The organism is Ekhidna sp., assembly GCF_965228795.1.
Taxonomy (GTDB): Bacteria; Bacteroidota; Bacteroidia; order Cytophagales; family Cyclobacteriaceae; genus Ekhidna.
Map to the genome: position 1 here is coordinate 4,345,149 of NZ_OZ245839.1, position 24,365 is coordinate 4,369,513.

25 protein-coding genes are annotated in these 24,365 nt (G+C 41.1%); 8 read left to right on the forward strand and 17 right to left on the reverse strand.

What is annotated here, in order from left to right; genetic code table 11:
- Positions 1-94: 94 nt before the first annotated feature.
- Together ACQK2H_RS19595 and ACQK2H_RS19600 are read right to left on the reverse strand one after the other, a co-directional pair.
- Entirely contained in the window at positions 95-1,693 is a 1,599-nt protein-coding gene (locus ACQK2H_RS19595; protein WP_425393081.1) for a hypothetical protein, read from the reverse strand.
- Positions 1,694-1,768: 75 nt separating this feature from the next.
- Positions 1,769-2,518 carry a TMEM175 family protein gene (locus ACQK2H_RS19600; protein ID WP_425393082.1) on the reverse strand — a complete coding sequence of 250 codons (750 nt, stop codon included), beginning with the start codon at positions 2,516-2,518 and terminating at the stop codon, positions 1,769-1,771.
- 124 nt (positions 2,519-2,642) lie between these two features.
- Between ACQK2H_RS19600 and ACQK2H_RS19605 the strand changes: the two genes are divergently transcribed.
- The 5 genes from ACQK2H_RS19605 to ACQK2H_RS19625 all read left to right on the forward strand — a co-directional run bounded on the left by ACQK2H_RS19605 (position 2,643) and on the right by ACQK2H_RS19625 (position 8,980).
- Positions 2,643-3,215, forward strand: a complete 573-nt coding sequence (locus ACQK2H_RS19605) for a DUF2911 domain-containing protein (protein ID WP_425393083.1) — start codon at positions 2,643-2,645, stop codon at positions 3,213-3,215.
- A 26-nt stretch (positions 3,216-3,241) separates the two neighbouring features.
- Positions 3,242-3,772 carry a hypothetical protein gene (locus ACQK2H_RS19610; protein WP_425393084.1) on the forward strand — a complete coding sequence of 177 codons (531 nt, stop codon included), beginning with the start codon at positions 3,242-3,244 and terminating at the stop codon, positions 3,770-3,772.
- A gap of 113 nt (positions 3,773-3,885) precedes the next feature.
- On the forward strand, positions 3,886-5,028 hold the full coding sequence (locus tag ACQK2H_RS19615; protein ID WP_425393085.1) for a hypothetical protein: 1,143 nt from the start codon (positions 3,886-3,888) through the stop codon (positions 5,026-5,028).
- Positions 5,029-5,032: 4 nt separating this feature from the next.
- Positions 5,033-6,175 (forward strand): hypothetical protein, encoded by a 1,143-nt coding sequence (locus ACQK2H_RS19620; protein ID WP_425393086.1) that lies wholly within the window; start codon positions 5,033-5,035, stop codon positions 6,173-6,175.
- 243 nt (positions 6,176-6,418) lie between these two features.
- Positions 6,419-8,980, forward strand: coding sequence for a WG repeat-containing protein (locus tag ACQK2H_RS19625; protein ID WP_425393087.1), 2,562 nt, complete (start codon positions 6,419-6,421; stop codon positions 8,978-8,980).
- Here the strand turns inward: ACQK2H_RS19625 and coaE are convergent.
- From coaE to ACQK2H_RS19670, 9 genes are all read right to left on the reverse strand, one after another.
- Positions 8,966-9,565, reverse strand: a complete 600-nt coding sequence (gene coaE, locus ACQK2H_RS19630) for a dephospho-CoA kinase (RefSeq protein WP_425393088.1) — start codon at positions 9,563-9,565, stop codon at positions 8,966-8,968. The two genes, ACQK2H_RS19625 and coaE, sit on opposite strands and share 15 nt — an antisense overlap.
- Positions 9,555-10,481, reverse strand: coding sequence for a hypothetical protein (locus tag ACQK2H_RS19635; RefSeq protein ID WP_425393089.1), 927 nt, complete (start codon positions 10,479-10,481; stop codon positions 9,555-9,557). Before ACQK2H_RS19635 ends, coaE begins: the two co-directional genes overlap by 11 nt.
- 8 nt (positions 10,482-10,489) lie before the next feature.
- Complete coding sequence (gene yajC / locus ACQK2H_RS19640) at positions 10,490-10,813, reverse strand: preprotein translocase subunit YajC (protein WP_425393090.1); 324 nt, start codon at positions 10,811-10,813, stop codon at positions 10,490-10,492.
- Positions 10,814-10,896: 83 nt separating this feature from the next.
- Positions 10,897-11,433: a DUF1573 domain-containing protein gene (locus ACQK2H_RS19645; RefSeq protein WP_425393091.1), complete on the reverse strand. Its 537-nt coding sequence runs from the start codon at positions 11,431-11,433 to the stop codon at positions 10,897-10,899.
- Positions 11,434-11,568: 135 nt separating this feature from the next.
- Positions 11,569-11,865 (reverse strand): YtxH domain-containing protein, encoded by a 297-nt coding sequence (locus tag ACQK2H_RS19650; RefSeq protein ID WP_425393092.1) that lies wholly within the window; start codon positions 11,863-11,865, stop codon positions 11,569-11,571.
- A gap of 16 nt (positions 11,866-11,881) precedes the next feature.
- Entirely contained in the window at positions 11,882-12,148 is a 267-nt protein-coding gene (locus tag ACQK2H_RS19655) for a type II toxin-antitoxin system RelE family toxin (protein ID WP_425393093.1), read from the reverse strand.
- Positions 12,148-12,351 (reverse strand): hypothetical protein, encoded by a 204-nt coding sequence (locus ACQK2H_RS19660; RefSeq protein ID WP_425393094.1) that lies wholly within the window; start codon positions 12,349-12,351, stop codon positions 12,148-12,150. The genes ACQK2H_RS19655 and ACQK2H_RS19660 overlap by 1 nt, the downstream gene beginning before the upstream one ends.
- Positions 12,351-13,517 (reverse strand): transcription antitermination factor NusB, encoded by a 1,167-nt coding sequence (gene nusB, locus ACQK2H_RS19665; protein ID WP_425393095.1) that lies wholly within the window; start codon positions 13,515-13,517, stop codon positions 12,351-12,353. Before nusB ends, ACQK2H_RS19660 begins: the two co-directional genes overlap by 1 nt.
- An 87-nt stretch (positions 13,518-13,604) precedes the next feature.
- Positions 13,605-14,705 carry a Glu/Leu/Phe/Val family dehydrogenase gene (locus ACQK2H_RS19670; RefSeq protein WP_425393096.1) on the reverse strand — a complete coding sequence of 367 codons (1,101 nt, stop codon included), beginning with the start codon at positions 14,703-14,705 and terminating at the stop codon, positions 13,605-13,607.
- 125 nt (positions 14,706-14,830) lie between these two features.
- Between ACQK2H_RS19670 and ACQK2H_RS19675 the strand changes: the two genes are divergently transcribed.
- On the forward strand, positions 14,831-16,615 hold the full coding sequence (locus ACQK2H_RS19675; RefSeq protein ID WP_425393097.1) for an ABC transporter ATP-binding protein: 1,785 nt from the start codon (positions 14,831-14,833) through the stop codon (positions 16,613-16,615).
- Here the strand turns inward: ACQK2H_RS19675 and ACQK2H_RS19680 are convergent, their stop codons facing one another.
- The 3 genes from ACQK2H_RS19680 to truA are packed head-to-tail and all read right to left on the reverse strand — an operon-like array spanning position 16,616 to position 19,699.
- Positions 16,616-17,155 carry a hypothetical protein gene (locus tag ACQK2H_RS19680; protein ID WP_425393098.1) on the reverse strand — a complete coding sequence of 180 codons (540 nt, stop codon included), beginning with the start codon at positions 17,153-17,155 and terminating at the stop codon, positions 16,616-16,618.
- A 21-nt stretch (positions 17,156-17,176) separates the two neighbouring features.
- A complete protein-coding gene (locus tag ACQK2H_RS19685) occupies positions 17,177-18,946 on the reverse strand; it encodes an ABC transporter ATP-binding protein (protein ID WP_425393099.1) in 1,770 nt (589 codons plus the stop codon).
- Between the two features lie 6 nt (positions 18,947-18,952).
- A complete protein-coding gene (gene truA, locus ACQK2H_RS19690) occupies positions 18,953-19,699 on the reverse strand; it encodes a tRNA pseudouridine(38-40) synthase TruA (protein WP_425393100.1) in 747 nt (248 codons plus the stop codon).
- 187 nt (positions 19,700-19,886) lie between these two features.
- On the opposite strand from truA, the gene ACQK2H_RS19695 reads away from it, so the two are divergent.
- The gene (locus ACQK2H_RS19695; protein ID WP_425393101.1) at positions 19,887-20,390 is read left to right on the forward strand and encodes a DUF4293 domain-containing protein; all 504 of its coding nucleotides are present in this window, start codon (positions 19,887-19,889) and stop codon (positions 20,388-20,390) included.
- Between the two features lie 4 nt (positions 20,391-20,394).
- On the opposite strand, the gene ACQK2H_RS19700 is transcribed toward ACQK2H_RS19695, so the two are convergent.
- From ACQK2H_RS19700 to ACQK2H_RS19710, 3 genes are all read right to left on the reverse strand, one after another.
- The gene (locus tag ACQK2H_RS19700) at positions 20,395-21,534 is read right to left on the reverse strand and encodes a cysteine desulfurase family protein (protein ID WP_425393102.1); all 1,140 of its coding nucleotides are present in this window, start codon (positions 21,532-21,534) and stop codon (positions 20,395-20,397) included.
- A 12-nt stretch (positions 21,535-21,546) separates the two neighbouring features.
- A complete protein-coding gene (gene glmM / locus ACQK2H_RS19705) occupies positions 21,547-22,929 on the reverse strand; it encodes a phosphoglucosamine mutase (protein ID WP_425393103.1) in 1,383 nt (460 codons plus the stop codon).
- A gap of 212 nt (positions 22,930-23,141) precedes the next feature.
- Positions 23,142-23,369 (reverse strand): hypothetical protein, encoded by a 228-nt coding sequence (locus ACQK2H_RS19710; RefSeq protein ID WP_425393104.1) that lies wholly within the window; start codon positions 23,367-23,369, stop codon positions 23,142-23,144.
- Between the two features lie 197 nt (positions 23,370-23,566).
- On the opposite strand from ACQK2H_RS19710, the gene mazG reads away from it, so the two are divergent.
- The gene (gene mazG / locus ACQK2H_RS19715) at positions 23,567-24,361 is read left to right on the forward strand and encodes a nucleoside triphosphate pyrophosphohydrolase (RefSeq protein WP_425393105.1); all 795 of its coding nucleotides are present in this window, start codon (positions 23,567-23,569) and stop codon (positions 24,359-24,361) included.
- The last annotated feature ends 4 nt before the right edge of the window (positions 24,362-24,365 follow it).

The following is a 24,365-nucleotide window of genomic DNA, read 5'->3' on the forward strand; positions in this document are numbered from 1 at the left end:
TCGGAGGTTATGTAGCTGATAATCAATCCCCTAAAAGGGGTATTCTTTCAATTTGCCCTCGATTTCACCGATCCAATACAGGTGTCTGTCGAAACTAAAAATGTTCCTTTAAAAAACGGTGAGCATTTTCAAAACAAATCCCTCGTGCAGCATCCTGCACTTTTTGATCTGAATGAAGAAAATAGTCTGACCCTTGAATTGACTTTAGCTTGTCTATCAAATCATTCTCAAAATCATCGAACAATAAAGAGTTGCTATAATCCTGAGTCGGATCGATGTAACCTTCAAAATCTGTACCTAGCGTGAAGTATTCCCAACAAGTGGATTTTTGATCATCGTTAAGTTCATTGCTTTGCAGTATTGCATCCACCATAGCCTTCATATTCTTCCAGATCAAATCGATGCTGTTCACTTTGTCTTTCTTATCACCTAGTATTCGTTGATCAAAGCACACCCCAATCAAACCACCGGTTTTTACTACCCAGATAATGTCTTCTGAACAGACATTGATATTCCATGGATAAAATCCGTCTTTGAGATCATGGTCATTTTCCTGACTTGAATAATTAATCGTTTCGTCAAGACTTTGCCAGCCACTGTATCCTACATGGCTTAAAACAACAGGTACGCGATCACCTTTTTGTAAGCAAGGTGAGACAATGTGGTCATAATACCACTTTCTCGATTTAGCGGCCGTATGCTTAAGATCCACTAACACCCTTCGTCCCAATGAAACATCTCTATCTAATTGATCATTGAGGCTGAGCAGTAGTCTTATCGCTTTGGCACCTTTAGTATTCACAGACTCATTCATTCCATCTGTTTGATCAGAAAGGATTTTTAGAGCGTTAGGAATGCTATGGGCATGCCCACATAAATAATTATTGAAATGATGTGCGATCGTGATGAAGAAGACCGGTTTACTCCACGCTTTTAGTGACATGATGCGTTCTTCAATCAACTCAAGATTGTTGTCAGTGCCTAAGGCATGCAATCCTTCGATTGTAAGAACCATTGCGATTTGGTTATCAGCCAGCGTCTTACTTACCTCCTGATAGTTCTCGCAAACTATATATGTGCCCGTAGCATCAAGGGATTCCGGATATTTCTTACGCAGTTTTTTAACACGTTTATACAACCTTCGAATCCCCGGAATGTGTATTTGATTTTTTGTCTCCACCCCACTTCTGCTTATCAGAAAATCCCTCTCTTTTAGAAGCTCTTCATAATAATCGTACTCTGAAGAGATGAAGTACTTAATACGTCTTAGAGGCATGCGCATCAAAAGCGATTGAAGAAATGCACGTGCGACCTTCAATACAGTAGGGGCACCTGTCACCATAGCAAATGCTACTTGCAACCATCTGAGCGGATTGAGAAATCCGAACCATGTTGTAGACAAAATATCAAGAATTCGAATCAGCTTATTTTGATCAATTTCACCTCCTTTATAAAATCCTTTCTCAAAAGGATACAAAGAGGCAAAGACTAGTTTCGTTTCTCCATTCCATAGTTTCACAGGGTCACATTGTGAATAGCTAAATGCTCTTTTCCCCTTTTCTTGCTTTTTAAAGTTGCTTAGAATGATATTCCATGGGCTGTAGGTAACAGGCTTACCCTCTCTTTTTGTGTGTCTCATCCAGTGAAATGCCCTTGAATGAGGGTGACAGTGCAGGTCAGCATACTTTTTCATAACTGTACAGAATGATGAATGATAAAGGTCTTCATATTCTTGCCCAATCTCAATACCAAAAAGGAGGTAAGTTGCCTACCCAAAAAGTTGCTTAGATTTCTTCTTAACCCGGTAGCCGAAAGTGATCATAACTGGTGGATATAGCATATAAATAAACCCTGCTATTCCAAAGTTTAATGCTCCATGACCAAACGGATGAAAGAATGCAATGATGGTAGAAAAAAATGGAATTGAGCTCATTAATAAATTCTGCCAAAGACTCACCTTAGTGGCAAACACCTCATATTCATTAAGGTCTAAATCATCTCTCTTATTGTATGCTTCTCTGTACAGCCAGGTCATTGACATGAAGATTAGTGTTGCACCAGCACCATATGCCGTCATCAAAAGGGTCATATTATCGCTGTTCATCTGACCACCAAAATCATCCATGAAATTATCAGGCCTTCCAAAAATCAGCCCTGAGTAAAGTTCAACTAAAAACCGAGCAAGGAATTTTAAGGGATAAACATAGATAAGCAACAGAAAGAGTAGCAGTGTATTTACAGTTACTGTTTTCGTGTTTTGAAGTCCATATCTGAGGAAAAACACATAATGCTGATACCAAATCACCACTATCAGCACGATGCAAATAAAGGAAGGAAGGATGTCTTGAATTGATTTTCTGAGCTCTGCAAATGTTTCTGGGACCGTGGTGGACAGCACCACCAACGTAAATGCAACTGCAAAAACTGCGTCGCTAAAGGTTTCAATACGTGTTTGGTTTAACCCTCGGTATTGAAAATTAGGGTCAAGACCCACCAACTGATCCTTTAAATTCCTCATATGGCATCAAATTGAATGCCCAATGATAACCATTCATCTACAAAATAATCCCCTGATAGAAAATTAAAAGGCGATACAAACATTGAGCGTTTTCAATTACTTGGAAACCAACTCTCAACTACTTATGAACTACAACAGAAAATTTTTTGGAATGCTGGCCTTATCATTAATCAGTTTTATGGGTCTGGCACAGCTAAGCACACCTCCTGGAGGAGGTAGTCAACGATCCTATGTAAAACAACATATTGGAGGCGTAGGTAAAGTCGCAATTGAATACAGTAGTCCGGGCGCAAGGGGAAGAACCATCTTTGGCGGAGTGGTCCCTTACGGATTCAACAATTTAGGATTCGGTCTTAGCACCAATGACAATCCCTCACCCTGGAGGGCAGGTGCTGATCAAAACACCACTTTCCACTTTTCACATGATGTGTTGATTGAAGGAAAGGAGCTAAAGGCTGGTAAATATGGGTTTTTCGTAGCACCAGCAGAAGAAGGCCCCTGGACTGTGATATTTTCTAAGGATAACAATCACTGGGGCAGCTTCTTTTACAAGCCTGAAAATGATGCGCTCCGGGTAGAAGTTGAAGCAGAAGACACAGAACCTCGTGAATGGCTGACGTATGATTTCATTGATCGACAACCGACTTCTACTACCGTGGCACTTATATGGGGTGATAAAAAGCTTCCTTTAAAATAGAGCTAAAAGATCCCGTAAAAGCGCACATGGAAGTTCTAGCTGCTGAGCTCAATAATCAAGCGGGTTTTACAGCAGCAAACTACAGTGCAGCAGCAAGATATGCTTCTGGTGCAGGCGAGCATGAAAAGGCCATTGCATGGGCAGATCAAGCAATCAATGCCCCATTCTTCGGTCAAAAAAACTGGGCCACCATGTCTACCAAAGGTGCCGTTCTAACAGCAGCCGGAAAAACAGAAGAAGCACAAGCAGTAATGGATGAAGCTATTGAACTCCCGGGAGCTACCACTTTTGCTATTCACGGATATGGAAGACAACTTATCGGTGCTGGAAAGCCGGACAGGGCTCTAGAAGTATTCAAATACAATCACAAAAAGAATGATGGAGCATGGCCAACAAACTATGGATTGGCCAGAGGCTACTCTGCAGTTGGCAACTACAAGCAAGCTTTGAAATACATGGAGCTTGCCAAAGCAAATGTCCCTGCTGGTGACACAGTAAATCCTCCAATCATCGATCAAAACATAGAGAAACTCAAAAACGGAGAAGACATCAACTAATTCATCGCCAACATAACCGGAAAACCTGTCCAGTCGGATGGGTTTTCTTTTTTCGCTTAAAACTTGTTTAAGCGATATTTCGTTGAAAAACATCTCACTAAAACAATTAATCCATGCGACGACAAATCTTAACCTTCGCTATTGCCTTTTTAACCCTCTCAATCTTTGCTAAAGATCCCGGGATGAAAAAAGGGACACCTGACATTGTTTCACTATCGGTGCTATCGTTTAACGAAGACGGTATTTTATTTATCGGTGACTCCAAAGGAGGCGCTATCTACGCCGTAGACTTAGAAGACAATCAAAAAAGCACGAACGAGGAGCAATTGAACATTCCGGATCTGGAAGACAAACTCGCCGGATTGCTTGGAACAACTGCAGACAACATCATGGTGCATGATATGGCAGTCAATCCCATTTCGCAAAATGTGTATTTGAGTGTTTCCAGAGGTCGTGCAAAGTGGACTTCCCGATGGGAAACACCCAATGACCTGGAAGACGCAAGTATCTTGATAAAGATTACACCTTCAGGTGATATGTCTGAAGCCAGCTTGCAAGACATAGACTACTCAAAAGTAGAAATACCCAACCCGGTTTCACCGGATATTGAACACCGATGGAAAAAAGGAGCCACACTTCGAAGTGATGCGATTACAGATATAGCCTTTGATGACGGAAAGATTTATGTAGCAGGATTATCAAATGAAGAATTCAGGTCTGCAATGTGGACCGCCTCATACCCTTTCACAAAAGATGTGAAAGCCAATACCCTGGAGATTTTCCATGGTGCACATGGGAAGTGGGAAACCGCCTCACCGGTTAGGGCTTTTCTTCCATACGAAATTAATAATCAGAAACAGCTCCTGGCGGCATACCTATGCACACCACTAGTAACAATTGATGCGAGTAAACTCAAGGAAGGACAGCATGTGAAAGGAAAAACAGTTGCGGAATTTGGTGCCGGTAATTATCCAATAGATATGGTGCTTTATCAAAATAATGGCAAGGATTATATTCTAATGTCCAATAGTGCGCTCCCATTATTGCTTTTTGATCCGCAGGATGTAGCAGCATATGAAGGTGAGATTACAGAAGAAGTAGAAGGGTATCTGGCTGGAGTGAAGTATACTCCTCGCTCCGGTAATGGTGTGCAGCAGCTCGCAGACTTCAATTCAAAATACATTCTATCCACTCAGCGACTGCCAAACGGAAAGCTTGCATTAACTTCACTACCAAAATCGTGGCTATATCCGTAATTATATGAAATCAACATTCAAAAAGGGAGGCCACTTGTGCCTCCTTTATTTTTTCCTTATTGCAACTACTGCAACTGGTCAGAGCTTTTTCACCGCCAAAACCTTACCTCAAACAAAAGATTATGGTACGATAACTACTCGGTTAGTACCGGAGGAGATTGTAAGACTCATTGAAAAAGAAAACTTTAGTTTCAGTGAGTGGTCTTCCTTCTTCTTTGTTCAAACCTCTCCCGGAGCTCCTGCGGTATTAGGAACATACAGCATTGCTGAAAACCACCTTTCTTTTAAACCTAAATTTCTTCCTGATCCTAAGGTTCAATATTACATCACCTTCTCGTATCCTAAACTAAACGCACTATTGGACGAAAACATAGCAGAGGAAGCCGAGTATACAGATATTGCCTCATTTGATCCACCGGCAACCACACAGCCGGAAGTCATTTCATTTATCCCGAGACTAGAAGAAGTCCCTTCTAATTTGCTGCGATTCTATGTCTATTTCTCCGCTCCAATGAGCTTACAAAACCCCTATGAATTTATTTCGATTGTAGATAATAGCGGTAAAGAGTTGGTAGATCCATTCGTTATCATTCCGGAAGGACTTTGGAATATCAATCACACCCGTCTAACACTATTATTGCATCCGGGTAGAGTGAAACAAGGCGTTGGACCAAACATGACACTTGGAGATGTGCTAAAGGCTGGAAATAGCTACACATTGAAAATCAATAAGGAATGGAAGGGAGCCAGCGGAGAGCCTCTGAAATCGGCCTTTACACAAACCATCAACGCTACCAATCCCTTGGAACGCGCCATGAATATCAATAGCTGGGCCTTGAGAGCAGAGCGCAAAAACATTGGTGTTTTACATGTGGTAACTGATCACCCACTGGATCAGCCATTAGCGAAGCGTATGTTATTTGTACGGGGCGAAAGTGGTCAAATTTTACCTTCCAGGGTAGAGTTTGATAGTCCGGAAAAATTCCGAATTCTGTGGCAACTCGATGATTCTGAAACATTAGAAATGCTCATCGACCCACGCCTGGAAGACGTGTGTGGCAATACGCCGCATTATGCATTCGACTTGGAAGGGACAGAGCGTACACCTTCGGCCGAAGAATTAAAGCTTGAGTTCAAACTGGATTAGGCACAAAAAAAGGGAGCACCTTCGTACTCCCATAGCCGATCCCAATATGCTGGTTGGATCGAACTTTCGATCCGGAAAATCCGAATCTAATCACCGCCTAATTTACTCGCCTGTAAATGTAGATAGTAAATATAATCAGATAATTCAGTTTTTTCCCTATGAATTTCGATTTTCTTATCACTAAATGATTGAAACCTTTTGAGAACATTGAAACCAATAGTTGCGTTATCTTGCCCTTGAAATATGCTTCATTATTCATTCGGATTTATCGTGTTGATGCAGTTGATTCTGTTTGGTACTGTAGACAGAATACAGAAAGCATTGGAAAAAAAAGAGTATGAAAAAGCCGAGGAACTAATTATTAAAGGACTTGAAAAAGAGCCCCAAAACGCAGGGGTAAGCTATTATCAAGCAAAATTGCTTTTCGATCCGGCCTACAAGAATTACAGCGTAGACTCAGCACGACTTATCATATATATTGCATGGGAAAAACTAAATAAAGCTGATGCCTCTCAACTTGAGGACTTGAAAGAAGACGGCATCACTAAAGAAAAAATCAGGGAGTTATTTGATCAAATAAGGGATAAAATATTTCAACGTACCCTTCAGAATCTCTCAATTGAAACAGCCACAAGCTTTCAAGCCATTTATCCCGAATCTGTATACGACGATATACTTACATTCAAAGTGGATAGTATGCAATTCAAAAGAGCCCGGCAAATTGGGTCACAGGAGGCATTTATCTCATTTATTGAAAAGAACCCAACATCCGTTTTTAAACCTAAGGCAGATTCGATCCTTGATCACTTGCGGGTGAATAGGCTGAGAAAATCCGGAACACTTAACGATTACTACTCCTTTCTTGATACCTATCCACTAACTCGATTTCGAAGCGATGTTGAGGCTTATATCTTAAAAGTTTCTACGGCATCAGGAAGCACACAAAGCCTGAAAGAATTTCTTGCCTTGTCCAAAGTGGACCATCTGAGCAAGCGAGCTGCTGATGTATTGTATTACAAATCTCCGAGTGAGTCCTTGATGCTTCACCCACTGAAAGATTCGATAGACTTGATCGCTGACCTTGCTAAAATTCAGCTTTTCCCAATTGTTAATAACAGCAGACTAGGATTTTATGATACAGAGGGAGTTAAGCGAATTGAGCCAGTATTTGATGAGATCCCTGATCCATATAAATGTGAGCTAATCGAAGATGACTGGATCTATGTAAAAGCGAATGAAAGCGGTAAAGTCATTACAAAAATTGGTCAGGTAGTGCTGGACGACATTGAGAATTATCAATCAATACGCGAAGAGGTTGGCATCATTCAGAGAAATAAGGATAAATGGCTCTATCATAAAAGTGGATTCCAGATTCTTGATGAATCAATAGAAGATGCAAAGCCACTGGATAACGACTGGATCAGTGTGCGTCAGAATGGCAAATGGGGTCTTGTGACCATTCTAGGTTTTCAAATTGCCGAGAGTCGATACGATGAAATTTATAAACTTGGTACTTTTTATGTTTTTGAAAAAGACCAGCGCCTTGCTGCATATACGAAAGCTGATATTTTAGATGAAATTGAAGACAAAGGCCTGTCTTTGGAATTTAAATTCGATGACATTGAATTGGTTAATAACAATGCGTTGATTGGGTTTAGAGGAGAAAGAGAATGCCTGCTTGATTCCACTTTAAACTTTCTTATACCCTGGGGAGAGTATGAAATATATCCGGAAGAGTCTGGGTGGTATTTAAAATCTGAGCAGGGATATCGATTATATAACCCTGCTGAGGCTGATATCATGGATCAGCATTATAAATATTTAGAGTCCAATAATGGATGGCTAGCAATTAAAACAGATCAAGACTGGATGTTACTGCCCAGGATAAAAGAGGTATTACCATCACGGGGGTATGATTCCATCAAGTTGGTGACTGATTATTCAGTCATTCTTCTTGAGGGCGATGAACGAACAGTTCTTTTTTCATCCGGCAAAGAGCTAACGCTTTCGGATGAGAATGTGCTGGCTTTTCCGGAAAGATCCGAATATCTACGAATCAAAAGTGATAATGCAATACGCTTATTTGACAAGGATGGAAATGAAGTTTTGTCGAATAATTTCGAAAGCATATCATTCTTAAACGACACACTGCTTAAGGTTCAAATCAGAGGAAAGCAAGGCCTGATCCACACCAATGGAGACTGGATTCTAAATCCGGTATTTAATAATCTGGATGAAAAAAACGGTCTCATTTTAACGCTTATCGATGGTAAAATAGGCTGCTATGACCCTATAATAAACGAGCTAATAGAGACTGGTTATGAATCTCGTCTTACTCGGATAAAAGAGCACTATTTAGCAAAAAAAGAAGGTAAGTATGGGGTAATTGACTTTGCCAGTCAGGAAGTGATATCGTTTAATTATGACGAAATAAATATGTGGAATGACTCTACCTACCTTGTTAAAAAAAATCAAGCGTATTCCATTATCGATGGTAATGAAGATCCTGTTTTCGAACCATTCGAGAGTGTAAAATTACTTGTAGAAGCGTCTGAACACAACATATATCGCTTCATTAAGGATGGAAAGTACGGGTTGCTCAGCAATCGTTATGGTGAATTGTTGACTCCAGAATTCACAGATATATTCAATGTTGGAAATGCAGATCATCCGGTCCTCTTTGCGGATCAGCATTTGAGCAAGGCAGGCTTTCATGTGGTCAGCTACATAGACCAAAAGGGAAATTTGATCCTATCAAAAGCGTATACCATTGATGAGTTTGAGAAAGTCCTATGTGACGACTAGTTCCTGATAAATTTTCATCACTTGCTTGATGATTGACTCACTGCCATCATTATTGACCACATAGTCAGCTAATGGTCTTTTTTCCTCATCGCTCATTTGCTTGTCGATGATGGCCTTAACATCACTCCGATTTCTATGCTTATCTCTAGAAACAACTCGCTCTATTCTCACTTCTTCCGGTGCAGTCACCAGAATATTTTTATCAAGCGCTTTATAAGAGCCGGTTTCAAAAAGCAGAGCTGCTTCTTTAAGCAATAAGTCAGCATCAGGGTTTTCATTACGCCATTGCTCGACATCCATACCTACAGCCGGGTGTACAAGACCGTTTAGCTTCTCAAGCAGGGCATCATCTTTGAACACTTTTTCAGCAATATATTTCCTGTCAAGCTTTCCATCTACATAAGCTTCTTCTCCGAAGAGTTCCTTGATTTGTGAAACTAACTTCTCATCCGAATGCATGAGCATTTTGGCACGATCATCGGCATAATAAGTTTTAGCACCTAGAACTTCGAAAACTCTACAAACTGTGGTTTTGCCCGAGCCTATTCCTCCGGTAATTCCGATGAAAAGCTGCTTATTTGGCATAAGTGATAGCTAATGAATCAGGTACTGTTTCTACCTCGATAACATGCTCCGGATGGTATACTACAATGGCAGGTGCTGTAGAGTCAGATTTATTGATCAGGTTATAATCAACCACCACTTTGAAATCATCAGTAAAATAGTCCTCCCTTAGCTCCTGCTGAACTACAAAGCGAACCTGAACATTTGGGTCTGCAACATAAACAGATGAATCTTGAGGGAAATTTTGCAGTTCTACCGTGGTAGCGATTTCCAATTGATCAAACCGATCTACCTCAAAACGAACACTCACCGTAGGGGGATTGGAGTGTATCTCATACTCCTCCGGAAGTCCCATTTTGACAAAGCGATCAAAATTCTTATCAATGCTTTCAGCTTCGAGTTTGATTACCAGTTTCTGATCGAGTGTATCGATAAAGCTGGATGGCCCATGTATGATTGCTGTATCAGGGATTAATACAATGGGCGAGATGATTCGATAGTCTTCATCCATGCTAATAGCTGCTGAATCTATCTTTAAATCGACCTTCTTTGATATTTTCCTATCAATGTCGATATAGAGTGTGTCAGTGAAAAGAAAGTTTACCCGATACTCATCCAGCTGATCAGAAACAATGGGAAGAATTGTAGGGCGGGTTAAGTAGCGAATGGCGGCCGGATTATCCAACTCGAATATAATAGGCTCACCAAACCAAAATGTCTCTCTAAAGAGGTCCCAGCCTCCTCCTGACACATCAATCTCTATAAATTCAGGAAGTGGTTTAACCGCAATAAGGCTGTCTGAGTTATAGACAAACTCTATCGGGTGCTGGATACGGTAGTTATAGTCTTTACCCAAAGCACTAAAAAACCAAAAGGTAGTGGCTCCCAAAAATGAGAGAAGCACTACCTTCCAGTTACTTAATATTTTAGGAATCATAACCTAAATCACTTTTTATCTTTTTTCTCAGGCTTATCATTTAAACGCTTGCTCGCCTCCAGCGAAATAGAGGCTTTCTCTACAAGCAATTTCGTTCCTCTGTCCACGTCAATTAGAACGGTAGTATCGGAAACTTCCATGATTTTGCCATGTATACCACCAACGGTAACTACCATGTCTCCTTTTTTGATTTCTTCAAGGTATCTCTTGGTCTCTTTTTGCTTACGCTGCTGAGGACGAATAAAAAAGAAATAGAATATCGCGATCATTCCAATGATCGGCAAAAAAGAAGTGAAATCACTACCTCCTGCTTGTAATAATACTGTATGCATCTTATCTGTTTATTGAAATAAAAAACCCCTGACTGTAAACGTCAGGGGGCAATGTTAATAAAATTTGATGTGGTATCGAGGACTTATTCTCCTTCCTTCACCACATTGGCTTTAATTCTTACTCGCTGAGTTGTAGGCCAGGTGTTAGCAGTAAGAGTAACTGTTTTGTTTTGAACTCCAGGCTTGTTCTTACTATTGAACCTAACCTTGATTTCACCTGTCTCTCCTACTGGGATTGGCTCTCTTGGCCACTCAGGCACTGTACATCCGCATGTTGCTTTTGCATCTGAGATGATCAATGGAGCTTCTCCTTCATTTACGAAAGAAAATACGTGCTCAACTACATCTCCATCTTTGATTGTACCGAAATCATGAAGTTCTTTTTCAAACTTGATAGCCGGAAGTGGACCTTCAGGCTTTTCTGCAGGTGCTGCTGCAGGCGTGGTGTTATTCACTGCAACTGGTTGCGCTGTTGGATTTGCGCGTGCTACTCCACCTTTACCTTCTAGTGCTGCTACTCTACCTTCCAGCTTTGTAATTCTGGATTCCATATCGCTGTTGCCACAGCTAGCCAAGCCAACTGCTACGATCACTCCTAAAACGATTTTTGCTATTTTCATTTTTCTAGTTGTTTAAATCTCATACCTGATTGAGTCGAAAAGTAACCTCCTGCACAGAGGGTTTCTTTTCATATCAAAATACAAATCTACTTAAGATATGGTTTCAAAATTCTTAATGAAATGTTAAAGGATATGTTAATCCTTCTGGATTTGGCTTATGAGTCCGTTTACATCATCCAATAAACGCTCTGCTTTGTCTTTTGCGTCCTTTACGATTTTCTCTCCCTGATTCTTGGCATCATTGCCAAATACTTCCTTCCCGTCAGAGACTTCTTTGACAAAACCTTCCAGCTGATTTTTTAGCTTATCCAGCTGAAAAGTGAGCTTATCACGTGTGTTGGTGCCTTTATCCGGTGCATATAGGATACCTAGGACACCTCCTGTAACTACTCCTAATAGAAATGCAAAAAAAGAACCACCTGCTCTACTCATTGTTGTATTTGTTTATTTATGGAAAATAACGATAAATCTCCTTTCGATGTAATACCCTGGTAAAAACCAATGTATCATTATTTACCACTATTCCAATTCTATAATTACCAATTCTAACTCTATAAAAATTCTGATACCCTTTCAGCTTTTTCAGGTTAGAAACCTCCTCTATGCTTTTACATGATTTAACCTGATCTAAAAGCTGGTCTATTTTACGTCTTACTTTTCGATCTTTTAACCTATTAATATCCTTAAGGAAACTCGAGCGAAAATCGACCTTCATTAACCAAGTGCTTTTCTCACTTCTTCCTCAGAAACAAAATCAGTTGTCTCTCCCTCCTTTATCGCTACTCCCATCGCCACCTCCTCTATTTCCTCAAGAAATTTCGCATCCAAATTTCTAAAATTCAACCCCATTTTGCTAGCCAACTTTTCAAAAAGGGCTTTAGTCTCTTTAGAATCCGCCTGAATTACAATACTTTCCATTATTTGTTATCGATAAGGCCTCTACCGCTCTTACGAATTTTACCACTCGAAGTTAGTTCGTTTGAGAGTACATCCAAAACGCCGTTTACAAATTGTTTGCTTTTTGGTGTGCTGTACATTTTTGAGATCTCAATAGCTTCATTGATGGTGACCTTGACAGGAATGCTTGGCGAATTCATCATTTCCACTAAAGCAAGCTTCAAAATCACTCTATCCGTCAGCGCTATCCGGTCTACATCCCAATTCATGGTCTTGCTTTGAATAATCTCTTCAAGAAATTCATTTTGGTTAATCACATCCATGAATAATCGCTCCAAAAACTTAAAATCCTCTTCACCGTTTTTGGTTAGCTCTGCAAGCTCCAGTTCTTCCCCATCCTGCAACCCTTTGATGGTTTTTACAACCATACTTTTGACGATTGGCTGGTTTTCTACCCAATGCAAATGATTGATCTCTAAATAAGAAGTGATCGCTTCATTTTTGAAAACAACACGTTTGAATAGCTCAAGAACAATATCATTGTCGGGCAATTCTTCCGTCTTCTTACCTCCAAAAAAATGCTGTAGTGGCTCAGCAGTTCTGATTTGTTCTCGATACCAGCTTTTTATATCATCCTGCTCATTATCCCAACTTATGCTAGCTCTTGCAACCTCTTTCTGAAGCAGCTCGGATTCTTTCAGCGTTTTTACAATGGAATTACCAATGAAGGGATATTGTTTTTTCTCTTTGGCGATGTAGGCTTTATCCTCCTTCTCACTATCCAACTTTTCTCTCTGCTCTATTTCGATCGGGAGGAGTAGTAATTTCAGATAAGTGTCCTGAAGCCTTTCGGCCTCTTTCATCATATCGTTTTTTCGTACCCTGGCTTCTTTATGTATTTGATTTTCAAATTCTGACAGGGCGTTATTCACATTTGCCACTACCTCAGCTTCTGCATCACCCGGATTTTCAATTCTACCAGCCAGTAAATTTGCATTAAAGAGCTTGACAGCCTGCTTTTTTCGAGCCTCAAAAAGGGCTTTATCAGCAAAATCATGCTTTGCAGGATCCAGTGCGTGCATCTCCTCCAACTCGTTTCTTTTCACCTCTTTCATGGACTCCACCGCCGTGAAATATCCATATAATGCCTGCATGGCTTTTACTCTAAGTATTCTTCTGTTTAGCATGTTAATTCGGCATTTACGCCCTACTTATCCCTATTTCAAATGTTACCAGTCGTCCGCTTTCGGCTACTGAAGATGTGAGATTATTCCTTATTCTCCAAGTTTTACTTTTCCAATCGCATCGATTCGCTTTAAAGCAAGCTCTAAAGCAGCCTCGTGAGACCCTATATTGTTGTCTTCAGAGTGATGTAGCACTTCTAGACAAACATTGTAAATATGTTCAGTCGAAGCGATCACTCGATCTTTATTATAGTTGCCCAGGTATTCGTGATACACATTGGCGATACCTCCTGAGTTAATCAGAAAATCAGGACAATAAACTATGCCGTGATCACTCAGCATCGCACTGTGCTTTTGCTCATCCGCCAGTTGGTTGTTTGCCGCTCCTGCCACCACCGCACATTTTAATTCGGCAATGGTATCATCGTTGAGCGTTGCTCCCATGGCGCATGGAGAGTAAATATCCATCTCCATTTGGAAAACCTTATTCGGATCTACAACCGAAACTTTTGAGTGCTTATCAGTAATCGCTTTGATTTTGTCATCAAAAATATCTGCGATAAACACATTGGCATTTTCCTCAATCAGATGGTCTACGAGGTACTTTCCTACTTGCCCTGCTCCTTGAACCAAAATATTCTTCCCACCAAGAGAATCAAGCCCATAAGCTTTTTTCGCTCCGGCCTTCATCCCCATGTAAACGCCATAAGCAGTCATAGGGCTAGGATCTCCTGATCCTCCCATGTATTCCGGCTTACCCACTACGTAAGGAGTCTCCATGCTCATGTATTCGATATCACGCATGGTGATGTTCATGTCCTCAGCGGTATAGTATTTACCATTAAGACTGTTTACAAATTTCCCGAAGCGTCTCATCAGTGGTTCGTTCTTCATCTTGCGTGCATCGCCGATGATCACGGCCTTTCCTCCTCCAATGTTCAATCCTGCGAGCGCAGATTTAAATGTCATCCCTCTGGAAAGTCTCAACACATCGTTTAGCGCTTCTTCATCTGTTGCATAATTCCACATTCGGGTGCCGCCCATTGAGGGGCCAAGAACGGTGTTGTGAATTGCAATGATCGCCTTTAATCCAGTCTCCTCATCTCTACAAAAAACCACTTGCTCGTGCTGGAGATCTGCCATTTGATCAAACACGCTATTCGATTTTACTTCGGGTTGTGTATCTATCATTGTAATGAACTTTAATCTAACTTTGAACCTTCTTTCTCGAGTAGAGTTGCTCTCATAAGAAAAAGGGTTGCAAAAATATCTATTTTAACTAAAACGCATTGGCTATCAGGCCTTTATAAAATTCTGTGAAAGACTTAGGATACCTAAATAAATACCTACTCAAATATAAGTTTCACCTAATTTTCGGTGCTTTATTCATAATAATTGCAAATTTCTTTGCGATTGTTCCTGCTGTAATCGTTCGGTATGCCTTCGATATTTTGGGTCGTAGCTACGGCATTTTCTCTTCGTTTGAGGGTTTCGAACTACAGGACAGTACAGTAGGAATCATAGGCTCCAGTATCGTCATTTTGGCAGTTTTGATTCTGACAGCTGCATTGCTCAGAGGTGTGTTCCTGTTTTTTATGCGTCAGACGATCATTGTGATGTCACGACATATTGAATATGACCTAAAAAACGAAATATTTGAGCACTATCAAACCTTACCACTGAGCTTTTACAGAAGGAACAACACCGGCGACCTGATGGCACGAATTTCAGAGGATGTAAGTAAAGTGAGGATGTATGTTGGGCCGGCAATCATGTACGGGATCAACCTTTTCACCTTATTCTTTATGGTGATTCCTTACATGATCTCCATTAACCCAACTTTGACATTTTACTCGCTGTTACCTCTTCCGGTGCTTTCAATTAGTATCTATTTCGTAAGCAACATCATCAATAAACGGTCCACTGAGATTCAGGAAAGCTTATCCGGTCTTTCAACTTATGTTCAGGAAGCATTTTCAGGAATCAGAGTGATAAAAGCATTTGTCAGAGAAGAAGAGGTTGCTAAGAACTTTGAAACAGAAAGTGTTGACTATCGAGATAAGTCGCTAAAACTATCCTTTGTACAGGCGCTTTTCATGCCTTTGATTATGGGGCTCATAGGGCTGAGCATTATTCTCACTGTGTGGGTTGGATCTATTCAGGTATTCAATGGAGAGGTGAGCACGGGTAACATTGCAGAGTTCATTATTTATGTAAATATGCTAACCTGGCCGGTGACAGCTTTGGGGTGGATTACGTCCATCATCCAAAGAGCCGCTGCATCCCAAAAACGAATCAATGAGTTCTTAAATACAAAAACGGATATCATTTCAGAGAAGGAGATCGAGAAAGAAATCGAAGGTCACATCGTATTTGATAATGTAAGTTTCACTTATCCCGACTCAGGCATTCAGGCGCTTAAGAATGTTTCTTTTGAAGTGAGTCCAGGAGAATCCATCGCGATTGTAGGCACAACCGGATCCGGAAAAAGCACCATCGCAAATATGGTCTGCCGGCTCTACGATATTGACAATGGGAAAATAGCTATTGACAATATTGGAGTGAAGGACTTTAGCTTATCTTCCCTAAGAAGTCAAATCGGATATGTTCCTCAGGATGTCTTCTTGTTTTCAGATAGTATCGAGAACAACATATCATTTGGTAATCGAAAGATGAGTAAGGCAGAAATTGAAAAAGCAGCGGAAGACGCAGATTTGCTCAGCAATATCAAGGACTTTAAAAACGGATTTCAAACACGTCTCGGAGAAAGAGGTATTACACTTTCCGGAGGACAAAAGCAACGCGTTTCTATTGCCAGAGCCATAGCACGTGAGCCTAAAATTTTGATTCTGGATGATGCATTGTCTGCTGTAGATACCAAAACTGAAAATGCCATTCTGAATGCCATGCAACGAATCATGCAAGGCAGGACTTCAATCATCATCTCACACCGGGTTTCATCAGCCAAACTAGCTGATAAAGTGGTAATGTTGGATGATGGCAAAGTAGTGGAACAAGGTACTCATGATGAGTTGCTATCTAAAGGTGGTGCGTATAAAGAATTGCAGGACAAACAACTGGCAGGGGAAGAAGTAGCCTAATTATTTCGCCCAATATTCGACACTCATGCTCTCATCCTGGTAATACATTTCAAACCAAAAAGGAAGTAGCACTTCTCCTTCTTCAATCGCCTTTATTTCAACAAGCTCTGCCACTTCTTCCCTGTTGGGTCGTACAAGCCAGTGCCGTGTCATGAAAACCTTGAATATTTTATTGGTTCTGAACTCTTTGTAGGTATACCCGGCAGGCAACCTCAGTACATCACTGATTTCATCAACAGATGCGCCCAGGAAATAATGAATTGAATCTTGTCCAATGGTGTCATTTTCAAAGAACACCAGAGTGAACATGCCCTTTAGCTTACCTGAGTCAATGGCTGCTCTATTTGCCTCCATCCGGGCGGGAAAATCTGCGTTCGGGAATTTTTCGATGTATTCTCTGCCAATTACTGTTCGCTCTCTACCTTCCATCACGAATACTTCTACAGGGTCAAAGCCTCCAAGGGTATAGTAGGTGCTCCAGGCAATGATAATGACGCAAATAACGATGATCGCTAAATATAGCTGCTTGGCATACTTCATGGTTCCAAATATACGAGTGAATCAGACAGCTTTGGCCACCTCTTTGTATTGCATCTGATGAAGTTGGGCATAATATCCATCTATTTCGAGTAGTTCTTCATGGTTTCCTCGCTCAACGATCTGCCCCTTATCCAGAACTAAAATCTGATTGGCATTCTGAATGGTAGACAGCCTATGCGCAATCACAATGGAGGTTCTTCCATACATCATCTTTTGAATGGCAGACTGAATGAGTTCTTCTGTTTCAGTATCAACTGACGATGTAGCCTCATCGAGTACGATAATCTTTGGATCATAGACCATCGCTCTCACAAATGAAATCAGCTGTCGCTGGCCGACGGAAAGTGTTGCCCCTCGTTCCTGTACATTGTAATCAAGTCCCCCGGGTAGCTTTTCAATGAATGGCAATGCACCCACCATCTCTGCTGCTTCTAACACTTTCTCCCTTGAAATATCCGGGTTTCTGAGAGTTATGTTATTGTAAATCGAATCTGAAAAAAGGAAAACATCTTGCAAGACTACTGCAATGTGATTTCTGAGATTCTTTAGATCATACTTTCTTACATCCGTCCCGTCAACGAAAATATTGCCTTTGCTTATCTCATAAAACCTGCTCAACAAATTAATCACCGAGGACTTTCCTGCACCTGTAGCTCCAACGAGGGCAATCGTTTCTCCTGATTTTACTTCAAACGAAATATCCTTTAATACATAATCGTCTTCAACGTAGGCGAACCAAATCTTATCAAAGGTCACATCTCCTTTTACATGCTCCGGATCAAACGTTCCATTGTCTTGGATATGATCGTGGTTATCTAATAAGTCTAGAATTCGATTGGACGAAACAATACCCATCTGCAACGTATTGAAACGATCGGCAATCATACGGATTGGTCGGAAGAACATTTGTAGGTATAGAATGAATGCAATCAACATCCCAAACTCAACATTGCCTTGAATCATTTGACCTCCTCCGTACCATACAATCAAGCCTATTCCAGCTGCCTGAATTACTTCTGCCACCGGGAAATATGTGGCATAATAAAGCACTGATCGTATATTGGCTTTTCTGTGCTCTTTATTGATTTCTTTGAACTTCTCAAACTCTCGCTTCTCGCTGTTGAATATCTGAACAATATTCATCCCCGTGATGTGCTCCTGAACGAATGAATTTAAATTTGATACTGCTGCCCGAACTTCATTGAAGGCAACCTTTACCTTTTCTTTAAACACATAGGTGGCGAACAGCAGAATAGGCAAAAGGGATAAACTCACAAGTGTCAGTGACCAGTCCATCCAAAACATGAACCCCAGAATCACAAGTAATTGCATTACATCGGCAATGATGCCGGCAATCCCGGTGCTAAAAACTTCCGCCAATGTTTCGATATCAGAAACGTTTCGTGTAACCAATCGACCGATAGGCGTCTTATCAAAGAAGGTTAGTTTGAGGCTTTGAATGTGACGGTAAAGCTTGATTCTGATGTCCTTGATAATATTTTGACCCAGCCACCCTGAATAAAAGGTATGTAAGTACTGAACGATCGCCTGAAAGATTAGAAGACCAATCAACAAGAGAATCATATTGACCAGGCCCGGATAGTCCCCATTGGCCACATTATTATCTATGGCTTTTTGTATAAGTAATGGTCGCAATGGACCAGCTATACTCAAAGCAATCGTCAGGAAAACCAGGAAATAAAAAACTCCGATGTATGGTTTAGCAAAGACGAAGAGTCTTTTCAGAACCGTCAGGTCTACAATGTTTCCGCTCGCTTTTTCTTTTTCCAATCGTCTCTAGTCTAAATAAATATCTGTTGGGTAAATCACCTCTTGCAAATACAATCCTTCAGGTGGTACTGCCCTCCCAGCCTTGCGTCTGTCGTTGCTCTCCAGTATCAACTGCAAATCATCGATTGAAGTTTTTTCCAATCCTACATTTAATAATGTTCCTACCATTGCACGAACCATCCCTCGCAAGAATCGGTTTGCTGAAACCTCAAATAAATGATTGGTTTCGTCTTGGATCCACTTGGTCTGGAAAATGTCGCAATTGAAATGATTCACCTCGGTATGAACCTTACTAAAGCACTCAAAGTTCTTCCAACCTTTAATAATATCACAAGCTTTGTTGATTAACTCCACATTCAATTCAGGTTTAAAGTAATAGGACAACCCTACCTTAAATGGGTCTTTTGACTGATGAATGTGATAGTGATATTTTCTGGAAGTTGCTTCAAAACGTGCACTTACATTATCTTTTACTCGTCTGATGCTATTTATCGCAATGCTATCCCCCAGAAAGGAATTGAGTTTGAATACCAGTTGGCTTGTATCAATTTTATGATCTGTATCAAAGTGAGCGATTTGCTGCGAGGCATGAACTCCTGTATCCGTACGGCCACTTCCAAGTATTGAACTTTCTTTTTTTAAGATGGTTGACAAAGCTTTTTCAATTTCCTCCTGCACTGTCACACCATTTGGTTGTATTTGCCAGCCATTGTAGGTCGTTCCTCGATAGCTTATGTCTATGAAATATCTCACGGCGACAAAATTGGGGGATTCCTTCCATTTGATGGTTGTTTCCGTTCATATTTGCAACTTTAATGTTATTTAAAGTTATGCTGAATTTATCCGGGTGGAGCATTCGGTATCTTTCACAATGATTTAAGTAGATTCTGAAACAAGTTCAGAATGACTTTTTATTAAAAAGTATCCTAACTAGAAAAAAATGTTACAACGAGTACAAACCATCTTCATGACAATCGCTGCTATTGCAATGATCCTAATGCTATTTTTTCCTATCTGGGAAAAGTCAGATAGTAATTTCGAAGCAGAGAAGCGAGAATATGCCATAATGGATGCTTTTCAGCTACGTTACGAGCAGCATATTACAGAAACAGGTGAAGTTCAATTGTTGGGAACACAAGACACCTTTTGGATTTCAGCTGGAGCTATTGTGGCCGCACTGGTGATGTTTTTCTCCATTTCGAAATACAAGAATCGAATGACTCAAGTGAAGTTAAATGCCCTTTTCTCGCTCATTACCGCGGGAGTTCTCGTAGGTTCTTACGTTTATATCATGAAGGCTAATCAGCTTTTTGATCCTGAAGCTCAGGGTACATTCTTGATTGGTTTCTATCTCCCAATCGTAGCTATGCTGAATAATTTTCTTGCCAATCGGTTCATTAGAAAAGATGAGGCATTGGTGAGAAGCGCTGACAGAATCAGGTAAAACTTCAAGCAGTTTCCGGCTGGTAAAGCTGCGCTAGTTTTTCTACCGCATAATCGACCTCCTCGATGGTGTTGTATTTGCTAAAAGAGAATCGAATAGCACCTCTGTTTTGATCCCGATCTAGCTCAGCAAGCACATGAGAGCCAATGCTGGATCCACTGCTACACGCACTTCCTCCCGATGCTGAAACACCCTCTATATCCAAGTTGAATAACAGCATGTCGTTATCATCATTTGGAGGTAAACACACATTCAGAACCGTGTAAAGACTTTTGTCGAGCTGATCAGATACCCCATTAAAAGCGATTCCGTCAATGGTCGCTTTCAATTTTTCAATCATATGGGTTTTAAGTCCTTCTATGTGCTTGCGATGGCCTTCCATGTCAGCATAGGCTATTTCCATTGCCTTTGCGAGACCTACGATTCCATATACATTCTCAGTTCCACCTCGCATGTTTCGCTCTTGTGCTCCTCCATGTATAAAGGGATGGATTTTGTTTTCATGATTGATATACAAAAAACCCACACCTTTCGGTCCGTGGAATTTATGTGCCGACCCAACGGCAAAGTCTAATTTGAGCTTAGACATATCATGCGCATAGTGTGCCATACTCTGCACGGTATCCGAATGAAAGCATGCCTGATATTCCTCACACATGTCTCCTACTCGTTCCAGATCCAGCAGGTTTCCTATTTCATTATTTGCATGCATCAAAGTTACCAGCGTATTGGGATTGCTTTTAAGCAAGCTTTCCAGGTGGTCATAGTTGACCTGCCCTTTTTCATCCAAATCCACATAACTCACTTTCATGCCCCTCTTTTCCAAAGACTCAACAGTATGGAGCACTGCATGATGTTCTATTTTACTTGTGACTATGTGCTTGATGCCTTTTTCGCTGACTGTACATCTGATCGCTGTATTGTCTGCTTCAGTTCCGCCGGAAGTAAAGAAAATCTCGGCAGGGGCAGCATTGAGTAGATCTGCAACTTTTTTCCTGGAGCGCTCAATGCCGGTGCGTACTTGTCTTCCATGCGAGTGAATGGAAGATGGATTACCGAAATGTTCAAGCATGTAAGGCTTCATTGCCTCAAATACATCCAGATCAATTGCTGTAGTGGCAGCATTATCAAAGTACACTTTCATAGTCTCGTAGGTTTATGAGGAAATAACTTCCTTAATGTCCATCATCAGCTTATTTGCTAAATGTTCAGCAGTATTCTGACTTTCGGACTCTGCAAAAATACGAATAATCGGCTCAGTATTTGACTTTCGTAATTGCACCCACTCTTTGTCAAACTCAATCTTTACTCCGTCTATCGTATTGATTGGCTGACCTTTATACTTTTCCTTAATCGCATCCAGCACACCATCCACATTGATTTCCGGTGTTAGCTCTATTTTATTTTTGGATATATAATAGTTTGGATATTTGGCTCTAAGCATTGAGCAGCTTTTTCCAAAATTGGCAAGATGAGTCAGAAATAATGCGATACCTGCCAGTGCATCTCTACCATAGTGCAGGTCAGGTACGATGACACCACCATTTCCTTCCCCTCCAATGACCGCATTGGTTTCTTTCATTTTGGTAACCACATGTACTTCTCCTACCGCAGACGCATTGTATTCACATCCATGTTTCTCTGTCACATCCCTAAGCGCTCTGGTTGACGAAAGGTTTGAAACCGTATTTCCCTTCTTCTTAGACAATACATAATCCGCAACAGCCACGAGCGTGTATTCTTCGCCAAAAGGCTCTCCATTTTCACACATTAAAGCCAAACGATCCACATCAGGGTCTACTACAACCCCAAGATCATAATTCCCTTTTTCAAGCTCACTACTAATTTGTTGGAGGTTTTCAGGGAGTGGTTCCGGGTTGTGAGGGAAATTTCCTGTTGGTTCACAAAAGAGTTCTTTCACCTCCACACCCATTTGCCGCAATAAAGGCACAATGGATACTCCTCCGGTACTATTCACTGCATCTACCACTACCTTGAAACCGGCTTTTTTAATGGCTTCCACATCAACTAGTGGATGTTTAAGCACCTGTTCAATGTGATAATCAATGTAGAAATCATTGGTTGTCAGCTTGCCAAACTTACCTGACTGAGCAAACTCAATATCGGGAGATTCTGAGTGATCCAATACTTTTTTACCTTCATCAGCGGAGATGAACTCCCCTCTATCGTTGAGCAGTTTCAGTGCATTCCATCCTGCAGGGTTGTGACTGGCTGTAAGGATAATGCCTCCATGAGCCTTTTCCGCCATAACCGCCATTTCGACAGTTGGCGTGGTGCTCAGTCCAAGATCTACTACATCAATCCCCTGGTTAATAAGTGTATTAGCTACCAATTGGGTGAAAGATGCACCGGATGGCCGGGCGTCTCTACCAATAACTACTTTTGGCGATTTATGCGTCTCCTTGAGCCAGGCGCCATAGCCGGCTGCAAATTTTACGACATCCAGTGGTGATAAATTGTCTCCGGCTTTTCCTCCTATCGTTCCTCGCAGGCCGGATATTGATTTGATTAGTGTCAAAGCGTTCTAATTTTTAAGCGGTGCGCAAAGATAGAAATGTAGGGAGAAGTAAAAAGAGATTATTATGATTGATCTATTATAAAGATTTTCAAATCGATGGTAAAGTCTAGAATTACCCTTTCAATCCCCTAAAGGAACGATTCTAAACAGCTCCCTTGAGGGATGGGGTAGCTTTGAGTTTCAAAAGAAAAATCTTTTCATGTTTAATCATTTCAGAACTTGGCCAACACTTTGTTTACTTCCGAATCAGGGTTACCACAGTCTTCTCCGGGTTGTACAGTTTTACCACAAAATCCACATGAGGCGCCTTCTTTGTTAAGGTATGGATTCTGAGAGGCACACGTCCCCTTAAATTCTCCATCTTTTTTTAGTAAAATCCGAATGGACAACCCTACAAAAAACAACGCGAATATTCCGATTCCTAATAATACTACTTGCATTCGTTCCGATTTTGGTGCAAAATTAGCCAATTTGCGGCTGTAGTTGATGAACAAGCTCATCTTTGTAATAATTCCAAAAGACACCCCTGTAGTCCCCTCAAGGGGATGAGATAAGCGCTGGCAGATATGAATCCCCCTTTGAAGGGGGGTGTGTGGGCAAAAGCGATGGAAGGGGATGTTTATAACTTATTGTAGATATGCCAAACAAACCACTTTCCACCCCGGACCCAAACCGAAAAGCCAAACTGGAAGCATTTGATCGCTTGCTCACCATCATGGATGAGCTCAGAGAAAACTGCCCCTGGGATAAAAAGCAGACGATGGAAACACTGCGTCACCTTACCATAGAGGAGACCTATGAGTTATCCGACGCGATCATTGAAAATGACCTGGAAGAAGTGAAAAAGGAATTGGGAGACCTGATGCTGCACATGGTGTTTTATGCTCGCATTGGAAGAGAAAAAAAGGCCTTTGATGTAGATGATGTGCTGCATTCGGTTTGCGATAAGCTGATCAATCGACACCCGCACATCTATGGAGAAGTAAATGCAGAAGATGAGGAAACGGTAAAAGCCAACTGGGAGAAGATCAAGCTGAAAGAAAAAGGAAATAGATCGGTGCTTGGCGGTGTACCCAAGTCTTTACCCGCTTTAGTGAAAGCCATGCGCATCCAGGAAAAGGCTCGTGGGGTTGGCTTTGACTGGGACAATCAGGATCAGGTATGGGAAAAAGTCCAGGAAGAGATGAATGAGTTTCAAGAGGAGACAGACAAGGAAAAGCAAGCAGGAGAGTTTGGTGACCTGCTATTCTCATTGATCAACTATGCGCGTTTTGTCGACATCAATCCCGAAGAAGCCCTTGAGCGTACCAACAAGAAATTCATCAAACGCTTTCAATATCTGGAGTCAGAATCGAAGAAGGATGGTAAGAGCTTGGGTGAGATGACGCTGGAGGAGATGGATGCGTATTGGGAGAAAGCTAAATCGATTTGATATT